The organism is Pigmentiphaga sp. CHJ604, from assembly GCF_036972535.1.
Classification (GTDB): Bacteria; Pseudomonadota; Gammaproteobacteria; order Burkholderiales; family Burkholderiaceae_B; genus Pigmentiphaga; species Pigmentiphaga daeguensis.
The window spans coordinates 5,159,320-5,172,917 of sequence record NZ_CP136998.1 but is presented as its reverse complement, the minus strand read 5'-3'; the positions used below and the strand labels follow the sequence as shown (position 1 = coordinate 5,172,917).

Annotated in this window: 15 protein-coding genes; all 15 read right to left on the bottom strand. The window is 66.1% G+C overall.

Features of this window, described 5'->3' with window-relative positions; translation table 11 throughout:
* Window positions 1-51: 51 nt before the first annotated feature.
* Window positions 52-288, bottom strand: coding sequence for a DUF333 domain-containing protein (locus R4823_RS24750; RefSeq protein WP_087838528.1), 237 nt, complete (start codon window positions 286-288; stop codon window positions 52-54).
* A gap of 74 nt (window positions 289-362) precedes the next feature.
* Window positions 363-575, bottom strand: coding sequence for a DUF2274 domain-containing protein (locus R4823_RS24745; RefSeq protein WP_087838527.1), 213 nt, complete (start codon window positions 573-575; stop codon window positions 363-365).
* Window positions 576-579: 4 nt separating this feature from the next.
* Complete coding sequence (locus R4823_RS24740) at window positions 580-1,812, bottom strand: TrbI/VirB10 family protein (RefSeq protein ID WP_087838526.1); 1,233 nt, start codon at window positions 1,810-1,812, stop codon at window positions 580-582.
* Window positions 1,809-2,801 carry a P-type conjugative transfer protein TrbG gene (trbG, locus tag R4823_RS24735; protein ID WP_087838525.1) on the bottom strand — a complete coding sequence of 331 codons (993 nt, stop codon included), beginning with the start codon at window positions 2,799-2,801 and terminating at the stop codon, window positions 1,809-1,811. The genes R4823_RS24740 and trbG overlap by 4 nt, the downstream gene beginning before the upstream one ends.
* Window positions 2,798-3,511, bottom strand: a complete 714-nt coding sequence (trbF, locus tag R4823_RS24730) for a conjugal transfer protein TrbF (protein ID WP_087838524.1) — start codon at window positions 3,509-3,511, stop codon at window positions 2,798-2,800. The genes trbG and trbF overlap by 4 nt, the downstream gene beginning before the upstream one ends.
* Window positions 3,512-3,520: 9 nt before the next feature.
* Window positions 3,521-4,786 (bottom strand): P-type conjugative transfer protein TrbL, encoded by a 1,266-nt coding sequence (gene trbL / locus R4823_RS24725; RefSeq protein WP_087838523.1) that lies wholly within the window; start codon window positions 4,784-4,786, stop codon window positions 3,521-3,523.
* Between the two features lie 2 nt (window positions 4,787-4,788).
* Window positions 4,789-5,001 carry a hypothetical protein gene (locus R4823_RS24720; RefSeq protein ID WP_132980622.1) on the bottom strand — a complete coding sequence of 71 codons (213 nt, stop codon included), beginning with the start codon at window positions 4,999-5,001 and terminating at the stop codon, window positions 4,789-4,791.
* A gap of 10 nt (window positions 5,002-5,011) precedes the next feature.
* Complete coding sequence (gene trbJ, locus R4823_RS24715) at window positions 5,012-5,731, bottom strand: P-type conjugative transfer protein TrbJ (protein ID WP_087838521.1); 720 nt, start codon at window positions 5,729-5,731, stop codon at window positions 5,012-5,014.
* Window positions 5,728-8,169, bottom strand: coding sequence for a conjugal transfer protein TrbE (trbE, locus tag R4823_RS24710; RefSeq protein WP_087838520.1), 2,442 nt, complete (start codon window positions 8,167-8,169; stop codon window positions 5,728-5,730). Before trbE ends, trbJ begins: the two co-directional genes overlap by 4 nt.
* A 5-nt stretch (window positions 8,170-8,174) precedes the next feature.
* The gene (locus R4823_RS24705; protein WP_087838519.1) at window positions 8,175-8,447 is read right to left on the bottom strand and encodes a VirB3 family type IV secretion system protein; all 273 of its coding nucleotides are present in this window, start codon (window positions 8,445-8,447) and stop codon (window positions 8,175-8,177) included.
* Window positions 8,444-8,791, bottom strand: coding sequence for a TrbC/VirB2 family protein (locus R4823_RS24700; protein WP_087838518.1), 348 nt, complete (start codon window positions 8,789-8,791; stop codon window positions 8,444-8,446). Before R4823_RS24700 ends, R4823_RS24705 begins: the two co-directional genes overlap by 4 nt.
* Complete coding sequence (gene trbB / locus R4823_RS24695; RefSeq protein ID WP_087838517.1) at window positions 8,788-9,768, bottom strand: P-type conjugative transfer ATPase TrbB; 981 nt, start codon at window positions 9,766-9,768, stop codon at window positions 8,788-8,790. Before trbB ends, R4823_RS24700 begins: the two co-directional genes overlap by 4 nt.
* Complete coding sequence (locus R4823_RS24690) at window positions 9,752-10,240, bottom strand: CopG family transcriptional regulator (protein ID WP_243724679.1); 489 nt, start codon at window positions 10,238-10,240, stop codon at window positions 9,752-9,754. Before R4823_RS24690 ends, trbB begins: the two co-directional genes overlap by 17 nt.
* The gene (locus R4823_RS24685; RefSeq protein ID WP_087838516.1) at window positions 10,237-12,222 is read right to left on the bottom strand and encodes a conjugal transfer protein TraG; all 1,986 of its coding nucleotides are present in this window, start codon (window positions 12,220-12,222) and stop codon (window positions 10,237-10,239) included. Before R4823_RS24685 ends, R4823_RS24690 begins: the two co-directional genes overlap by 4 nt.
* Window positions 12,223-12,560: 338 nt before the next feature.
* Window positions 12,561-13,472 (bottom strand): LysR substrate-binding domain-containing protein, encoded by a 912-nt coding sequence (locus R4823_RS24680; RefSeq protein ID WP_087838515.1) that lies wholly within the window; start codon window positions 13,470-13,472, stop codon window positions 12,561-12,563.
* Between the last annotated feature and the right edge of the window lie 126 nt (window positions 13,473-13,598).

Genomic DNA, 13,598 nt, shown 5'->3' with positions numbered 1-13,598 from the left:
GTACCGACGCTCGGATGTCGTCTTCACATCAATCGAGCTCTAGGCAAGCATTCACTGCTTTGGTGCAGGATGGTCGCGACGATACAGCGCCCACTCCTCGATTTCCTCGCCGCTGGCTAATACGCAGATTCCCACCTGTCCGCCAGGCCGTTGTTCGATGCGAAGCCGTCCGCCCTGGTCCTCGCAGTAAACGGAGGCCGGATTGGCCATGCCGACTGGGCGATCCTCCCTAGCCGGCGCGCAACCAGCCAACACCGCCATCGAAACCACTAGCATGGTTTTAGGCATAAGAGGATCCTTCCGCATTGGAGACCTATGCAGTGTATCAAGCCTCTCCGGCCTACCCCTGACGCACCTAAGCTCTATTCGCTTCGCTGCCTGAACCCCCGGTCGTTCTTGAGGAACCAAGCCAGCATGTGCGGCGCGAGCGCGGCCGCATCGACCTGTTCGCCGTAAACCTGACTGTGCATGGCGGCGTACCGTTCCAGATTGGCCTTCAGCTCCACCGGCAGGCTGATCGTCATCTTGACGGTCTCCTGCTTCGGGAGCGGCCCCAAGCGCAGTTTCGTTGCCATCCCCTCACCTATTGATGAAGAGCGGCCGATATGGCCGCAGCGTGATGTCCCGGTTCACGATCACGCGCAACGGCATTCCAGGCCGGATCGTCAACGTGGGCTGGATGTTTATGTTGCGCCGGGTGATTTCCTGTCCAACCTGGTTCACGGTGTCCTGTACGCCGTCACGCGTAGCGATGATGACGCGCCCGTCGCCGCTGCCCTGGTTCTGTGGGGCCGCCAGCTCGGCGCCGACACCCAGAAGCGTCGTCAGCGCCGCACCAGCCAGTATCCGGCTCCAGTGCCAGTCCACGTCGTCCTCCAGCCCGGCGTAGCCGGCGGGGTCGGTGGCGGCCAGATTGTCGAGCACCACCGATGACGTGTCGGGCATGATGATGCGGTCCAATACGCCCTGCATCAGGCTCTGCCCGTAGGCTACCTGGCTGTTGTACCGCCCCATCAGGCGTGAGCCCTGCGGAATCAACACGTTGCGGTGGGTCGCACTGTCGTAGACATCTTCGGTCACGGTGGCGATGATGTCGCCTGGCAGGTCGGACTTGATGCCGGTCATCAATGCGGCGGCGATGACCGTACCGGCCATCAGCGTATTGGGCTCCCGAGACGCTTCCAGGCCATGCGCGCTCTGAGTGACCGTTCGACCCTGGCCAGCGAACGCGATCTTGTTGTCCTGCATGTTCTGCGTCTGTACGCTATCGACCGCACCGCCCTCAGCAGGAGCGCTCCCAGTTGGCGCTGTGTCAGCCGTCGAAGCCGCGCTGGCCGGCGAACCGCCGCGATTGCTCGATTTGTAGAAGAGCGGCGCCCGCGCCGCATCGGCTGCCTCCTTCGCCCGCGCCTGGCGTTCGGCATCGGCCGCGGTCGGGCCGGCCGGCCGCAGTCCAGCCTCTTGCTCGGCGCGCACGATGGGCCGCCCGAGGTCCCCCGGTAGCGGCTCGCCCAGCACGGGCGGCGGCGCAGGCGGCGGCACCTGGCTGTAGTCGCGCGGCAGCGTCTGCAAGCCTTCGGCCTGTGAAATGCGATCGACGTTATAAAGTTCCTCGCCGGCGCCTGCCGGGCGCGAGCGTGGCTGCAGCGACCAGATGGTGGCACCCAGGACAGCGAACGACACGACCCCGGCCCCCACGACAAGCGTGCGACGGTTCAGGCGCATTGCGGGCCGGGGCGCAGCCCGCAACTCGACCGACTCGGGCGGCAGCTTGGGCGGCGGCGTGCCGGGCTCTTCGGTCGGCTCGCTCATGATCCGCCCCGCGCGGTGGCCACGTCGTTGCGGCTGATGCGCACGACCTTGGCATCGTCACCGCCCAGACGCAATTCCACCGCCCCGAACAGCCGGTCCACCACGTAGTACGGCGCCCGGTACTGGTGGTTCACCAACTGCAAGTCGCCGCTGGGGCCGACCAGGAACAGCGGCGGCAGCTCGCCCTGGGCGATGCCGGCTGGGAACTGGATGTAGACCCTCTGGCCGTCGTCGAAAGCGCGCAGCGGCCGCCAGGGCGGCGTATCGCCCGTAATGTCGTAGCGGAAGCGCAATTGCTCCACCGGCACACCCGCGGCCAGCGGTGTGGCGGCCTGGGCTTCCTCGTTGCGCTTCTTCAACTCGGCCATCCGGTCCTGTGGATAGTCCCACGATACAGACGCCATCCAGGCCGACGCAGTGGAGGCCAGCTCCAGCAGATAGATGCGCCGGTCGGTCGTCACCACCAGATTGGTTGTCAGGCCCGCCCGCACGGGCTTGACCTGCAGGTTGGCTCGTGCCGTGGCACCGCTGCCGCTACTCGAATCCCCAACGATCCAGCGCACCGTGTCGCCGGCCGACACGTCGATCAGCTTTTCGCCGGGCTGCAACTGGATCAGCGTCACGCGGCCCGGACTGGCGTAGACCTGGTACAGCGCGCCCTCGCTGTACGGCCAGGTCTGGATGGCGTTGATGAACCCGTCACGGCTCGGCGCCATGCGCGCCTCCTGATTCGCTCGGGCGATGCGCGTAGCGGGGTTGGCCGGTTCGGGCGCGGGCAGCGGTTCGTCGACGGGTTTCAACTGCCCCGGCAAAGGCAGCAGCTGCGGCATCGGCACGATCTCCACCGGCTTGGGCGGCTCGGGCAGCGCGACCGGCTCGCTTTGCGCGACAGGCGGATCGTCCAGTGCGATTTCAGGCGGTGGCGTGCCGCGCGAGGCGCAGCCGGCAATCGTGGCGAGCACGACAAGCGTAGGAATGGGGCTTTTCATGGCGAAGTGCCTCCGGACAAAGCGTTCGTGGACAACTGGCGGCTCCAACTGATGCCGTCCACATAGATGCCCAGGGGATTGGCGCGCAGCTTGGCTTCCGTGTTCGGCGGCTGCAGCACGATGGTCAGAATCGCAGTCCAGCGGTCAGAACCCGCCGCGGTTCCATTGACATAGGCCTTTTCCTCCCACTGGACCTGGAAGGATTTGTCGCTGGCGCGCACGATGCTGGATACCGCGACCGTGATGGACCGCTTGCCGATCTGTGCGAAAGGATCGTTCTGGCGGGCGTACTCGTTCAGAAAGGCCGCGCCCCGGTCGGTGGTGTAGGCATAGGCATCGAGCCATTGCTTGCGCACGACGATGGGATCGATGGATACCGACCGGACGTTGGCCACGAACTGCTCCAGGTGGTGGGCGATCTGCGCGTCCCTGGGTTGGTATGGCGTGGCGGCTTCGCCGACCGCCCGCACCTCACCGCTGCGCGCGACCTCGACGACGTAGGGCGTAACCAGCGATTGCGTCGAACGCCACACATAGGCGCTGGTCGAGCCTATCGCCAGCAGCAGGCAGCCGAAGGCCATCGCCCGCCAGTTGTGCGCCTGTACGCGGGCACTGCCCAGCCGCTCGTCCCAAGCCTGGGTCGCCCGCTGGTATGGCGTGACGGGCTCGGGGGACGTGCCGTAATGCACGGAAGGTCGCCGAAAGCGCATCGTGTTCTCCTATCCGTTCGAGTCATCGCGCAGACTGGGGCCGGCGCCGCTTCCGCCGGCATCGCCGGAACGCACGGCGTGGGCGGCGAGCATCGCGCCATGCGCGGCGTGCTGGCGCGCCTGGGCCCGCTTGGCCCAGGCGGGAGGTTCAGACGGTGCTGAAGAAGGCGCGGGCGCGGCGCCACCGCTGCCCCGCAAGCCCGCCTTCACCCGGCTACCAACGGCGGATGCCCCGGCACGAGCCACGTCCGCCAGGCCCGCGCCGACCGCCTTCAATCCCGTCTGCCCCGAAAAGCTGCTGCCCTCGACATACGCCTTGCGTGCGCCGGCGGCCATCGACGCGGCGGCCCGCACGCCGCCGCCGGACAGGCGTGCGGCGCTGCCCGCTGCCGATGCGCCAACCGCCACGCCCGCAGCCGCGACACCGGCCGCCCCGACCGCCGTCCCTACCGCCGCCCCTGCGCCGAGCTGCGGTGCACCGGACACGAGGCCCGTAGCGATGCCCGGCCCGAAGATACCCAGACCCAGCATCGCCAACGACGCCAGCATCACGGCGGTGGCTTCGTTCAGTGTCGGCGCCGGGGAGATACCGGCCCGGAAATCATTGAAGACCAAGGTGCTGATGCCAACGATGACCGCCAACACCAATACCTTGATGCCGGAGGAAATGACGTTACCCAGCACCTTTTCGGCTAGGAACGCGCTTTTGCCCCACAACGAGAACGGGACCAGGACGAACCCCGCCAAAGTGGTCAGCTTGAATTCGAGCAACGTCACGAACACCTGAATCGACAACACGAAGAAGCTGATGATGACGATCACCCAGGCCAGCAGCAGCACGACGATGGTTTCGAAGTTGGCAAAGATGGTCGTGAACCCCGAAAGCCGGCCGACCTGTTCGAGCAGCGGCGCGGCCGTATCGACACCCACCTGCGCGAGCCGGCCCGGCTGGAGAAGCTGTGCCTGCGAGATGGTCGAGCCGGAGGCCATCAGCCCGAGGCCGGCGAAGGACCGGAACAGAACGCCGGCCAAGGCATTGAAATTACCGATGATGTACGCGAAGGCGCCGACGTAAAGGGTTTTCTTGATCAGCCGGCCGAGGATCTCGTCCTGGCCGCCATGCCCCATCGCCCATGCGAGCCCGGCCAGCGTCATGTCGATGGCCACGAGCGTAGCCGTGAGAAACGCGACCTCGCCATGCAGCAGCCCGAAACCGCTGTCGATGTATCGAGAGAACGTGTCCAGGAAGCGGTCGATGACGGCCAGGTCGTCCACGGTCAGAATCCTTGCACGTCCTGCGGGGTGTAGCGCGACTTGCCATCGCCGTAGAACTGCTTGCGGCGCTGGTCGGCCTCCTGCTTTGCCTTGGCCTCGTCGGCAACCGATGGCAAGGCAGGCGTATCGGCCAGCGGTGCCGCGGGCGGTTCCTCCTTGCCGCAGCCGGCAATGGCACCCATCAGGAGGGCACTCGCAATCCAGCATCGGGTCATGGCATGCTCCTTAACGGTAGAACTGCACGGGTTGCGGGGTGTAGCGCGACGGGGCACCCGAGAACTGCTGGCGCACGGCTTCGGCGCGCGCCATCTCGGCGGCCTCCTGTGCGCGGTCCAGCGCCATCGCCCGGTCCTGGGCGATCTGGAGCTGCTGGTGCTGGATCGCCTGCTTGGCCTGTAACGCCAAGAGTTGATTGGTGGCCTGGGTCGCCTGCAGCGAACCTACGGCCGACTGGCTCTGCGCCACGATGTCGGACAGCACGCCCTGGTCGTCGGCCAGGTTCTGCACTGCGCGCGCCTGCATGTCGGCGGTGGTGCGCAGCGCCTGCTGCGACTGCATCCATCGCTGGCGAGCGTCTTGCGCCATCGCGTCGTTCGTGACGGTTGAGGCGTACTGCTCCGGGTACAACCGGGCGAAATCGGCATCGGCGCGCGACACGTCGAAGGACAAGCCCCGCGCCTGGTCCAACAGCCGGTTGGTCGAGGCCAGCGCCGTGCGCAGCCGGCCGATGGCATTGAAGTTCAGCCCGGTCAGGTTCAGCGCCTGGTTGGTGAGCATCCGAGCTTCGTTCTGCAATTGCAGGATCTGGTTGTTGATCTGCTCCAGCGTGCGTGCCGCGGTCATGACGTTCTGGGAGTAGTTCGACGGATCGAAGACCGTCAGCGCACCGGCAGGCGGCGCGGCCAGGGCCGCCAGCACGGCGGCAGTGAACAGCAGGCGTTTCATGGCAAGACCTCCTCGGGTTGGGAATCAGGCAAAGGAATGAACTGGTCGATCATGTCGGCGGCCCAGCCCAGGTTCTGGTGTCGCACCCATGCCGCGGCAAAGCCTTCGGGGCCGTGCTCGGCCAGTACGGCATCGATTGCACGCTGGTCGGCCGGCGTGGACGCGCCGGCAAACGCCATGGCCACCGGCCCCAAGTCCAGATCGAAAACGCGGTTGCCCAGCCTCGACTGGTAGTAGTAGTCACGCTTGGGCTGCGCGTGCGCGATCAGTTGGATCTGCCGAGCGCTCAGGCCGAAGCTCGTATAGATGTCTCGAATCAGCGGCTCGGTCGCCTGCGGATTGGGCAGGAAGATGCGATTGGCACATCCTTCGATGATGGCCGCGGCGATACTGGAATCGCGGATGTCGGCCAGCGACTGGGTGGCGAAGATGACCGACACGCCCAGCTTGCGCAGCAGCTTCAACCATTCACGCAGTTGCGCCAGAAACAGCGGATCGTCCAGCGCTACCCAGGCCTCGTCGATCACCAGGACCGTTGGCCGGCCGTCGAACCGGGTCGCCAGCCATTCGAAGAGATAGCGCAGCACGGCATTGGCGGCGGCTTTATGCGGCCGCAGGGCCGTCATGTCGAAGCCTTGGATGTAGCCGTCGGCCAGACGGCTCCGGTCGGCGTCCAGCAGCCGCCCGTAGGCTCCCCCGAGTACATAAGGTGCCAGCGCCTGGCGCAGGCGGTTGGATTGCAGCAGCGCCGACAGCCCTGTCATCGTCCGCTGCTCGGCGGGCGCGGTGGCCAAGCTGCCCAGTGCCGACCAGACCGCCGCTTTGTCGTCAGGATCGGCCGTCAGGCCTTCCATCGCCAGCCGTGCCTCGATCCACTCGGCGGCCCAGCTCCGATAGCCCGGCTCGTCGACCCGCGCCAGCGGCTGGAACGCCATGTCGCCATCCAGGCTGAGGTCGTGATAGTGCCCGCCCAGGCCTAGGATCGTGGCCCGCAGCGACCGGCCCATCTCGAACACATAGACGGCGGAATTCGGATAGCGGCGAAACTGCATGGTCAGCAGCGACAGCAGGGTCGACTTGCCCGCGCCCGTGGGACCGACCACGGCGGTATGGCCCACATCGCCGATATGGGTGACCAGACGGAACGGCGTCGAGCCATCCGTGCGCGTGATGATCAAGGGCGGGCCGTCGAGATGGTCATTGCGTTCCTGCCCGGCCCAGACCGCCGAGACCGGCATCATGTGGGCCAGATTCAGCGTGGACACGAGGTACTGCCGGACATTGGCGTAGGCGTGGCCGGGCAGCGACGACAGCCAGGCCTCCACCGCATTGAGTGTTTCCGGTACGGCGACGTAGCCGCGTCCCTCGATGACCCGGGCCGCCAAGCGCAGCTTTTCATCGGCTGCCGCGGCATTCCGGTCGCGCACCACCACCGTGGCGGTGATGTAGCCGTAGGCCACGTCGTCGGCGCCCAGCGCCTGCAGCGCCGCGTCGGCATCCAACGATTTGTTGTCGGCGTCGGTATCGACCAGGGGGCTTTCCTGCTGGGACAACGTCTCGCGCAGCAAGGTGAGCACGCTCTTTCTCTTGGCGAACCATTGCCGTCGAATCCGTGTCAGTTCCGCTTCGGCTTCGCGTTTGTCCAGGCAGATGAAACGTGTCACCCACCGATACGCGATACCCAAGCGGTTCAGGTCATCCAACAGCCCTGGCCAGGTGGAGGCCGGGAACCCCCGGATCGACAGTACCCGAAGATGTTCGTCGCCCAGCACCGGCGCCACGCCGGTGGTCAGCGGGCAGTCGGCCAGCAGATGGTCCAGATGGAACGGCACCTCCGGCACGCTGACCGGATGCCGGCGGGTGGAGATCGTGCCATGCAGGTAAGTCAGCGTTTCGGGGCTGTCGAGCCACCGGATTTCTGGAATGGTTCCTTTGAGCAGTCCATAGAACCGCTCGGTCTCTGCCTGGAACCCGGCCAGCCGTTCACGCCAGTCCACGCCTTGGCGGGCCTGGTTCTCATAGAGCAGCCGGCCGGCGTGCGCCGTCGCATCCTCGGGCGGCAGCCACAGCCCGGTCAGGTAGTAGCGGCTCTCGAAGTGCGAGCCCGCTTCTTCGAAGGCAGCACGCCGTTCCTCATCGACCAGCCAGGACGCGGCTTCCGGAAAGGAAGACCGGGGATATGCACCGGCTTCGAAGCGCTCACCTTCCATGAAGAGCGCCCAGCCTGATCCGAACCGCTTGAGCGCATTGTTCAGCCGCGCCGCCACGGCCACCAGTTCGGTGTCGGTGGCGCTGTCCAAGTCCGGGCCGCGCAGTCGCGCTGTGCGCTGGAACGCACCGTCCTTGTTCAGCACGACGCCTTCGCCCACCAGCGCCGCCCACGGCAGCCAGTCGGCCAACAGCGCGGGGCGTTTGCGGTATTCGGCCAGGTTCAGCATGGCGCTTACACGTCCAGCAACGCCGGATACTTCACATGCCGCGCGAAGACTTGCGCGAACTGCACGTCCATGCGGGCGCCCCATACCGCCAGCATGTGCCCGACGAACCAGCACGCCAGGCCTGGCACCCAGAGCTGCAGCCCCAGGCCGATCGCGGCAGCCAGCGTGCCGTTTGCGATCGCCACGGTGCGAGGCGCGCCGCCCAGCAGGATGGGTTCCGTCAGCGCACGATGCAGCGGCGCCTCGAAGCCGTCGGGAAGCGATGCGGGCAACGTCATACCAGCGCTCCGCCCGAGAAGCTGAAGAAGCTCAGGAAAAACGACGACGCCGCGAACGCAATGCTCAGACCGAAAACAATCTGCACCAGCCGGCGAAATCCTCCCGACGTATCCCCGAAAGCCAATGCCAAGCCGGTCACCACGATGATGATGACGGCGACGATGCGCGCGACCGGCCCCTGTACGGACTCCAGAATGGATTCCAGCGGCGCCTCCCACGGCATGCTGGAGCCGGCCGCATGCACGCGCATCAGCAGCATCGCGGCGAACAGCACCAGCCAGCTATGGCGGTGCAGGAAAGCCGCGGCCTGGCTGCGCGGCGGCAATGCGTAGGCGGTCGTCATGAGGACGCTCCTGTGTTGGCGGAAACGGGTTCGAGGTGGTATTGCTCGCCGGACAGGCCAACGACACGAACGACTTCCTTGACGCGCCGGGCTTCGCCGCGCCCCGTCAGGAAGACAATCACGTTGACGGTTTCGGCAATGAGCGGACGCGGTACGGCGTTGGCCGCTTCCAGCGTGAGCTGTTCCAGGCGCAGCAGCGCGCCGTAGGCAGAATTGGCATGCAGCGTGGCGATGCCGCCCGGATGGCCGGTGCCCCAGGCCTTGAGCAAGTCCAACGCCTCGCCGCCGCGCACTTCGCCCACGATGATGCGATCAGGACGCTGGCGCAGCGTCGAGCGCACCAGGTCCGCCATCGAGGCTGCGCCGGGCGACGTGCAGAGCTGCACGCGATCGTCGTTGCGGCACTGCAGTTCGGGCGTGTCTTCCAGGATCAGGATGCGGTCGCCGCCGCCGGCGATCTCGTCGAGCAGCGCATTGGCGAACGTCGTCTTGCCCGAGCTGGTGCCGCCGGCCACCACGATGTTCAGCCGATCGCGCACGGCCGCCCGCAGAAAATCGGCGTGGCCGGCCTCCAGGATGCCGGCGCGCACGTAGTCATCCAGCGTGAACATCACGCTGGAATGCTTGCGGATGCTGAAGCTGGGCGAGTACACCACCGGAGGCAGCACCCCTTCGAAGCGTTCGCCGCCCAACGGCAGCCGCGCCGACAGCAGCGGCCGTGCGCGGTGCACTTCGGCGCGCACGCAGGCCGCCACCAGCCGAATGATCCGCTCGGCGTCGGCCGCCGACATCGACACGCCGGTCGGAGCGCGTCCGCTGCGATGTCGGTCCAACCAGAGCCGGCCGTCCGGGTTCAGCATGATCTCCACCACGTCGGGGTCGTCCAGTGCTTCGGCAATGGTGGGTCCCATCGCCGTGCGCAGCATCTGCAGGCTGCGCGCGCGTGATTCGTCGTCGGCGTCAGGCTTGGCGCTCATGTGTGGTCTCCTCGGTGGCAGAGGGCGGCACCTGCGTGCTACCTATCGATCCGGCTATGTAGGGATCGGGGAATAGTTCTTCGTGAACGTCTCGGACCAGACTGCGGCCCCGCTGCAAGTGGCGGGCGAGCTGGTCGACGAACTGGGCGTAGCGCGCCTTGCCCTGGGCACGCGCGGCCTCCTGGTGCGCTTCCGTGACCGGCGGCGAGACGGTCAGGAAGTAGCGCACGTACAGCGCGACGGTTTCGATCAGAATGGATTGATCCCTGTCCAGCTTGTCGAACTGCCGGGAGAGCCGGTCCAGGCGCCGCGTCAATGCGGCTTCGCGCTGGTCGGCGGCATCGGGCGACAGGAACGCCGCCAGAGCGGCCGCGACGATCGAGGACTTAGAGACTCCGCGGTGCGCGGCGAGGTCGTCCAGGCGCCGGGCGTGGGCCGGCTCAATGAACAAGTTCAGGCGGGTACGGCTCATAGCGGTATCCCGTCGGCCGGATCGAGTGCGGCCAGGCGTGCGGCACGCTGCAGGCGCCGGTCGGGCGCCATAGGCAGCGCTGCTTCATCCTCATCGTCGAGCAGATCCAGGCTGACATCCGACGCGGGCTGCACCGCGGCTACGTCAGCATCCAGTTCCGGCCGGATGTACAGGCCGCCGTCGTCGGCATCGTTCGCGGCGTCCTCGGCCGGATCATCTCGAAGAGGCGGTATGGGCAGCCCCGTCCAGTCATCCGGCCTGGACGCCGGCAGGTCGGCGTAGCCCCCCGGGGCGAGCACGGGCGGCGGCAGAATGCGCCGCGTGAAATTGTGATCCTCGTAATAGCGCAGCTTCTTCGCCTGAATGGGCGGCTGCCCCGACACCATGATGATCTCGTCGTCTGCCGGCAACTGCATGATTTCGCCCGGCGTGCGTAAGGCTCTCGCCGTCTCCTGGCGCGACACCATCAAATGCCCCAGCCACGGCGCCAGGCGGTGGCCGGCATAATTGCGCTGGCTGCGCTGCTCGGTCGCGGTTCCCAAAGAATCTGAGATGCGTTTGGCGGTCCGCTCGTCGTTCGATGAAAAGACGACGCGCACGTGGCAGTTGTCGAGAATCGAATTGTTCTGGCCGTAGGCCCGTTCCACCTGATTCAGCGACTGCGCGATCAGATATGCCCGAAGCCCATACCCGGCGATGAACGCCAATGCGGACTCGAAGAAATCCAGCCTTCCAAGGGCTGCGAATTCGTCCAGCATCAGCAGCAGTTTGTGCCGGCGGGCAATGCCATCCGAACCGTCCAGGGACTCGGTCAATCGGCGGCCGATCTGGTTCAGCAGCAGCCGGATCAAGGGTTTGGTCCGGTTGATGTCCGAAGGCGGCACGACCAGATAGAGGGAAACGGGATGCTCGCCATCGATCAGATCGGCGATTCGCCAGTCACAGCGGGACGTTACCGCTGCGACCGTCGGATCGCGGTACAGGCCGAGGAACGACATTGCGGTCGACAAGACCCCTGAGCGTTCGTTTTCTGATTTGTTCAGGACTTCGCGCGCTGCTGACGCCACGACCGGGTGCGGACCGTCGTCGAGGTGGCGTGTGTCCATCATGAGGCGCAACGAGGTCTCGAAAGGCCATGACGGATTGGACAGGAATGCCGCCACGCCGCGCAGCGTCTTGTCGTCCTCTGCATAGAGCACATGCAATATCGCACCGACAAGCAGCGCATGGCTGGTTTTTTCCCAGTGGTTCCTGCGCTCCAGCGCTCCTTCAGGATCCACCAGAATGTCGGCCACGTTCTGCGCATCGCGCACTTCGTGCACGCCCTGGCGCACTTCCAGCAGGGGGTTGTTCGCTGCCGAGCGCGGGTCCGTGGGGTTGAACAGCAGACAATGCGAGAAGCGCGAGCGCCAGCCGGCGGTCAAGGCCCAGTTTTCCCCTTTGATGTCGTGCACGACCACGGACTGTGGCCAGGACAGGAGCGTGGGCACCACCAGCCCGACGCCTTTGCCACTGCGGGTGGGCGCAATGGCCATGACGTGCTCGGGGCCGTCATGGCGCAGGTAGGCCGGCGCCTTGCCGTCCAGTCTGCCGAGAAAGACGCCGGCCGGGCGCAGCAGGCCCGCCTGTTCGATATCTTCAGCCGTGGCCCACCTTGCCGATCCGTAGGTGGTCACGCGCCGGGCCTGCCGTGCCCGCCAGACCGATATGGCAATGGCCATGCCGATCGGCAGGATACCGCCCAGCGCGGCCAGCGCGCCCCCACGCATGAAGATCTCGGGCGCGTAGGCATCGAAGGCGTACCACCACAGGAAAAGATCCCACGGGTGGTAGACCGGCACATCGCCTAACGTGAACCACGGCAAACCGAGCTGGCTCTGATAGCCCAACGCGCCAGCCGTCCATTGCGTAGCGCCCCACAGGCACGCCAGCGCCGTGGCGAGCACTGCGATGATCTGTCCAAACAACACGCCGGTCGGCATACGGTCCTCCTTCCAGGTCGGTCCGTCCCGCGTCCGCCTTCGCGGCACGCAAGCGTGTCGGGGCAGGCACGCGGAAACGTGCCGCCAGTCTGGAAGCGAAGGCGCATCATGCAAACCGGGCCGGGCGTAGCGTGGCGTAGTCGCCAGCCTCGGCTGGGTTCAGTCTCGGCGCACGGCGGATCGCACACGGGTGTCGGGCGTGCTGTGTGCGAGCGAAGGCGCGGCCTGGAGCGAAACTGGGCGCAGGCCGGCGTGCCGTGTCATGGTCTTGTCACAAGCATCGACAGACCATGCCAGGGTGTCAAATCAAACTGGGAAAGACGGCGTTGTGTTGCAGGTCATACAGCGTCTGTATGGACCTCCGCCACGCTGCGGCCCAGCGCCACGAACCGCGCCATCGAGGCACGAAGGTCATCATGGCGGGCCGCTTTGGTGGCCGCGAAGATGGTCAGCCGGGCATCGGGATCGACCACGGGCACCATCGCCACGTCCGGGCGCTGCAGCGTCCGGGCATGGTTGGCATCCAGAAACCCGACCCCGCAGCCCGCGCCGACCTTGACGATGAACCCCGCCAGACTATCGACCGGCTCGGCCAGAATCGGCGTAATGCCCCGCGCCTGCAGCAACGGCTCGATCTGCGCACGCGGGCCGGGTTTGAAGCGCGCGTGACAGAAGATCAGTGGACAGGCGGCCGCATCGGCCAACGTCAACGTCTCGGCCTGCGACAGCGGATGCTCGGTGGATACGGCTGCCACGATCGGATCGCTCCAGAGCGGTTCGATCGTTAGGCCTTCTTCCTGGGCCACGCCGAACGAAAGCCCAAGGTCGATACGCTCGATCAGCAGGGCCTCATGCTGCTGGAAAGACGGGAGCTCGGTGATGCGCAACTGGACATCGGTACTCGTCTCTCGCCAGCGCTGGAACAGCTCGGACAGCCGGGGTTGCGCCATACCTTCGGCCAAGCCGACGCGCAGTACGGTGGGCTCGCCCCCGATCTGCGCGACGGTGCGACGCGCCCGCTCGATGGCGGTCAATATTTCGCGGGCTTGGTCGCGCAAGGCCTCGCCGGCTGGTGTCAGGCTCGTGCCGCCTTGCCGAGAGCGGATGAATAGCGGTACTCCTAACTCCTCTTCCAGTTGCGTAATGCTGCGGGACAGTGGCGACTGCTCGATATGAGCACGTGCCGCAGCTCTTCCAAAATGCAGCTCCTCAGCTAAAGCCAAGAAGTATCTTATATGGCGAATTTCCATTCCGTCAGTTACGCTTAATGGCGCGCTCTATTTTTTGCACCGCAAAGACCATCTCACGGAGAGCGCTGGATATTATGGAGTCGCTGCCTTTGCGCAAGCGCTGACTAGGCAAGCAGACAAAGGCGA

Coding starts and splice junctions, on each gene's coding strand:
- R4823_RS24750 (WP_087838528.1), bottom strand. CDS start 288: ATGCCTAAAACCATGCTAGTGGTTTCGATGGCGGTGTTGGCTGGTTGC.
- R4823_RS24745 (WP_087838527.1), bottom strand. CDS start 575: ATGGCAACGAAACTGCGCTTGGGGCCGCTCCCGAAGCAGGAGACCGTC.
- R4823_RS24740 (WP_087838526.1), bottom strand. CDS start 1,812: ATGAGCGAGCCGACCGAAGAGCCCGGCACGCCGCCGCCCAAGCTGCCG.
- trbG (WP_087838525.1), bottom strand. CDS start 2,801: ATGAAAAGCCCCATTCCTACGCTTGTCGTGCTCGCCACGATTGCCGGC.
- trbF (WP_087838524.1), bottom strand. CDS start 3,511: ATGCGCTTTCGGCGACCTTCCGTGCATTACGGCACGTCCCCCGAGCCC.
- R4823_RS24720 (WP_132980622.1), bottom strand. CDS start 5,001: ATGACCCGATGCTGGATTGCGAGTGCCCTCCTGATGGGTGCCATTGCC.
- trbJ (WP_087838521.1), bottom strand. CDS start 5,731: ATGAAACGCCTGCTGTTCACTGCCGCCGTGCTGGCGGCCCTGGCCGCG.
- trbE (WP_087838520.1), bottom strand. CDS start 8,169: ATGCTGAACCTGGCCGAATACCGCAAACGCCCCGCGCTGTTGGCCGAC.
- R4823_RS24705 (WP_087838519.1), bottom strand. CDS start 8,447: ATGACGTTGCCCGCATCGCTTCCCGACGGCTTCGAGGCGCCGCTGCAT.
- R4823_RS24700 (WP_087838518.1), bottom strand. CDS start 8,791: ATGACGACCGCCTACGCATTGCCGCCGCGCAGCCAGGCCGCGGCTTTC.
- trbB (WP_087838517.1), bottom strand. CDS start 9,768: ATGAGCGCCAAGCCTGACGCCGACGACGAATCACGCGCGCGCAGCCTG.
- R4823_RS24690 (WP_243724679.1), bottom strand. CDS start 10,240: ATGAGCCGTACCCGCCTGAACTTGTTCATTGAGCCGGCCCACGCCCGG.
- R4823_RS24685 (WP_087838516.1), bottom strand. CDS start 12,222: ATGCCGACCGGCGTGTTGTTTGGACAGATCATCGCAGTGCTCGCCACG.
- R4823_RS24680 (WP_087838515.1), bottom strand. CDS start 13,472: ATGGAAATTCGCCATATAAGATACTTCTTGGCTTTAGCTGAGGAGCTG.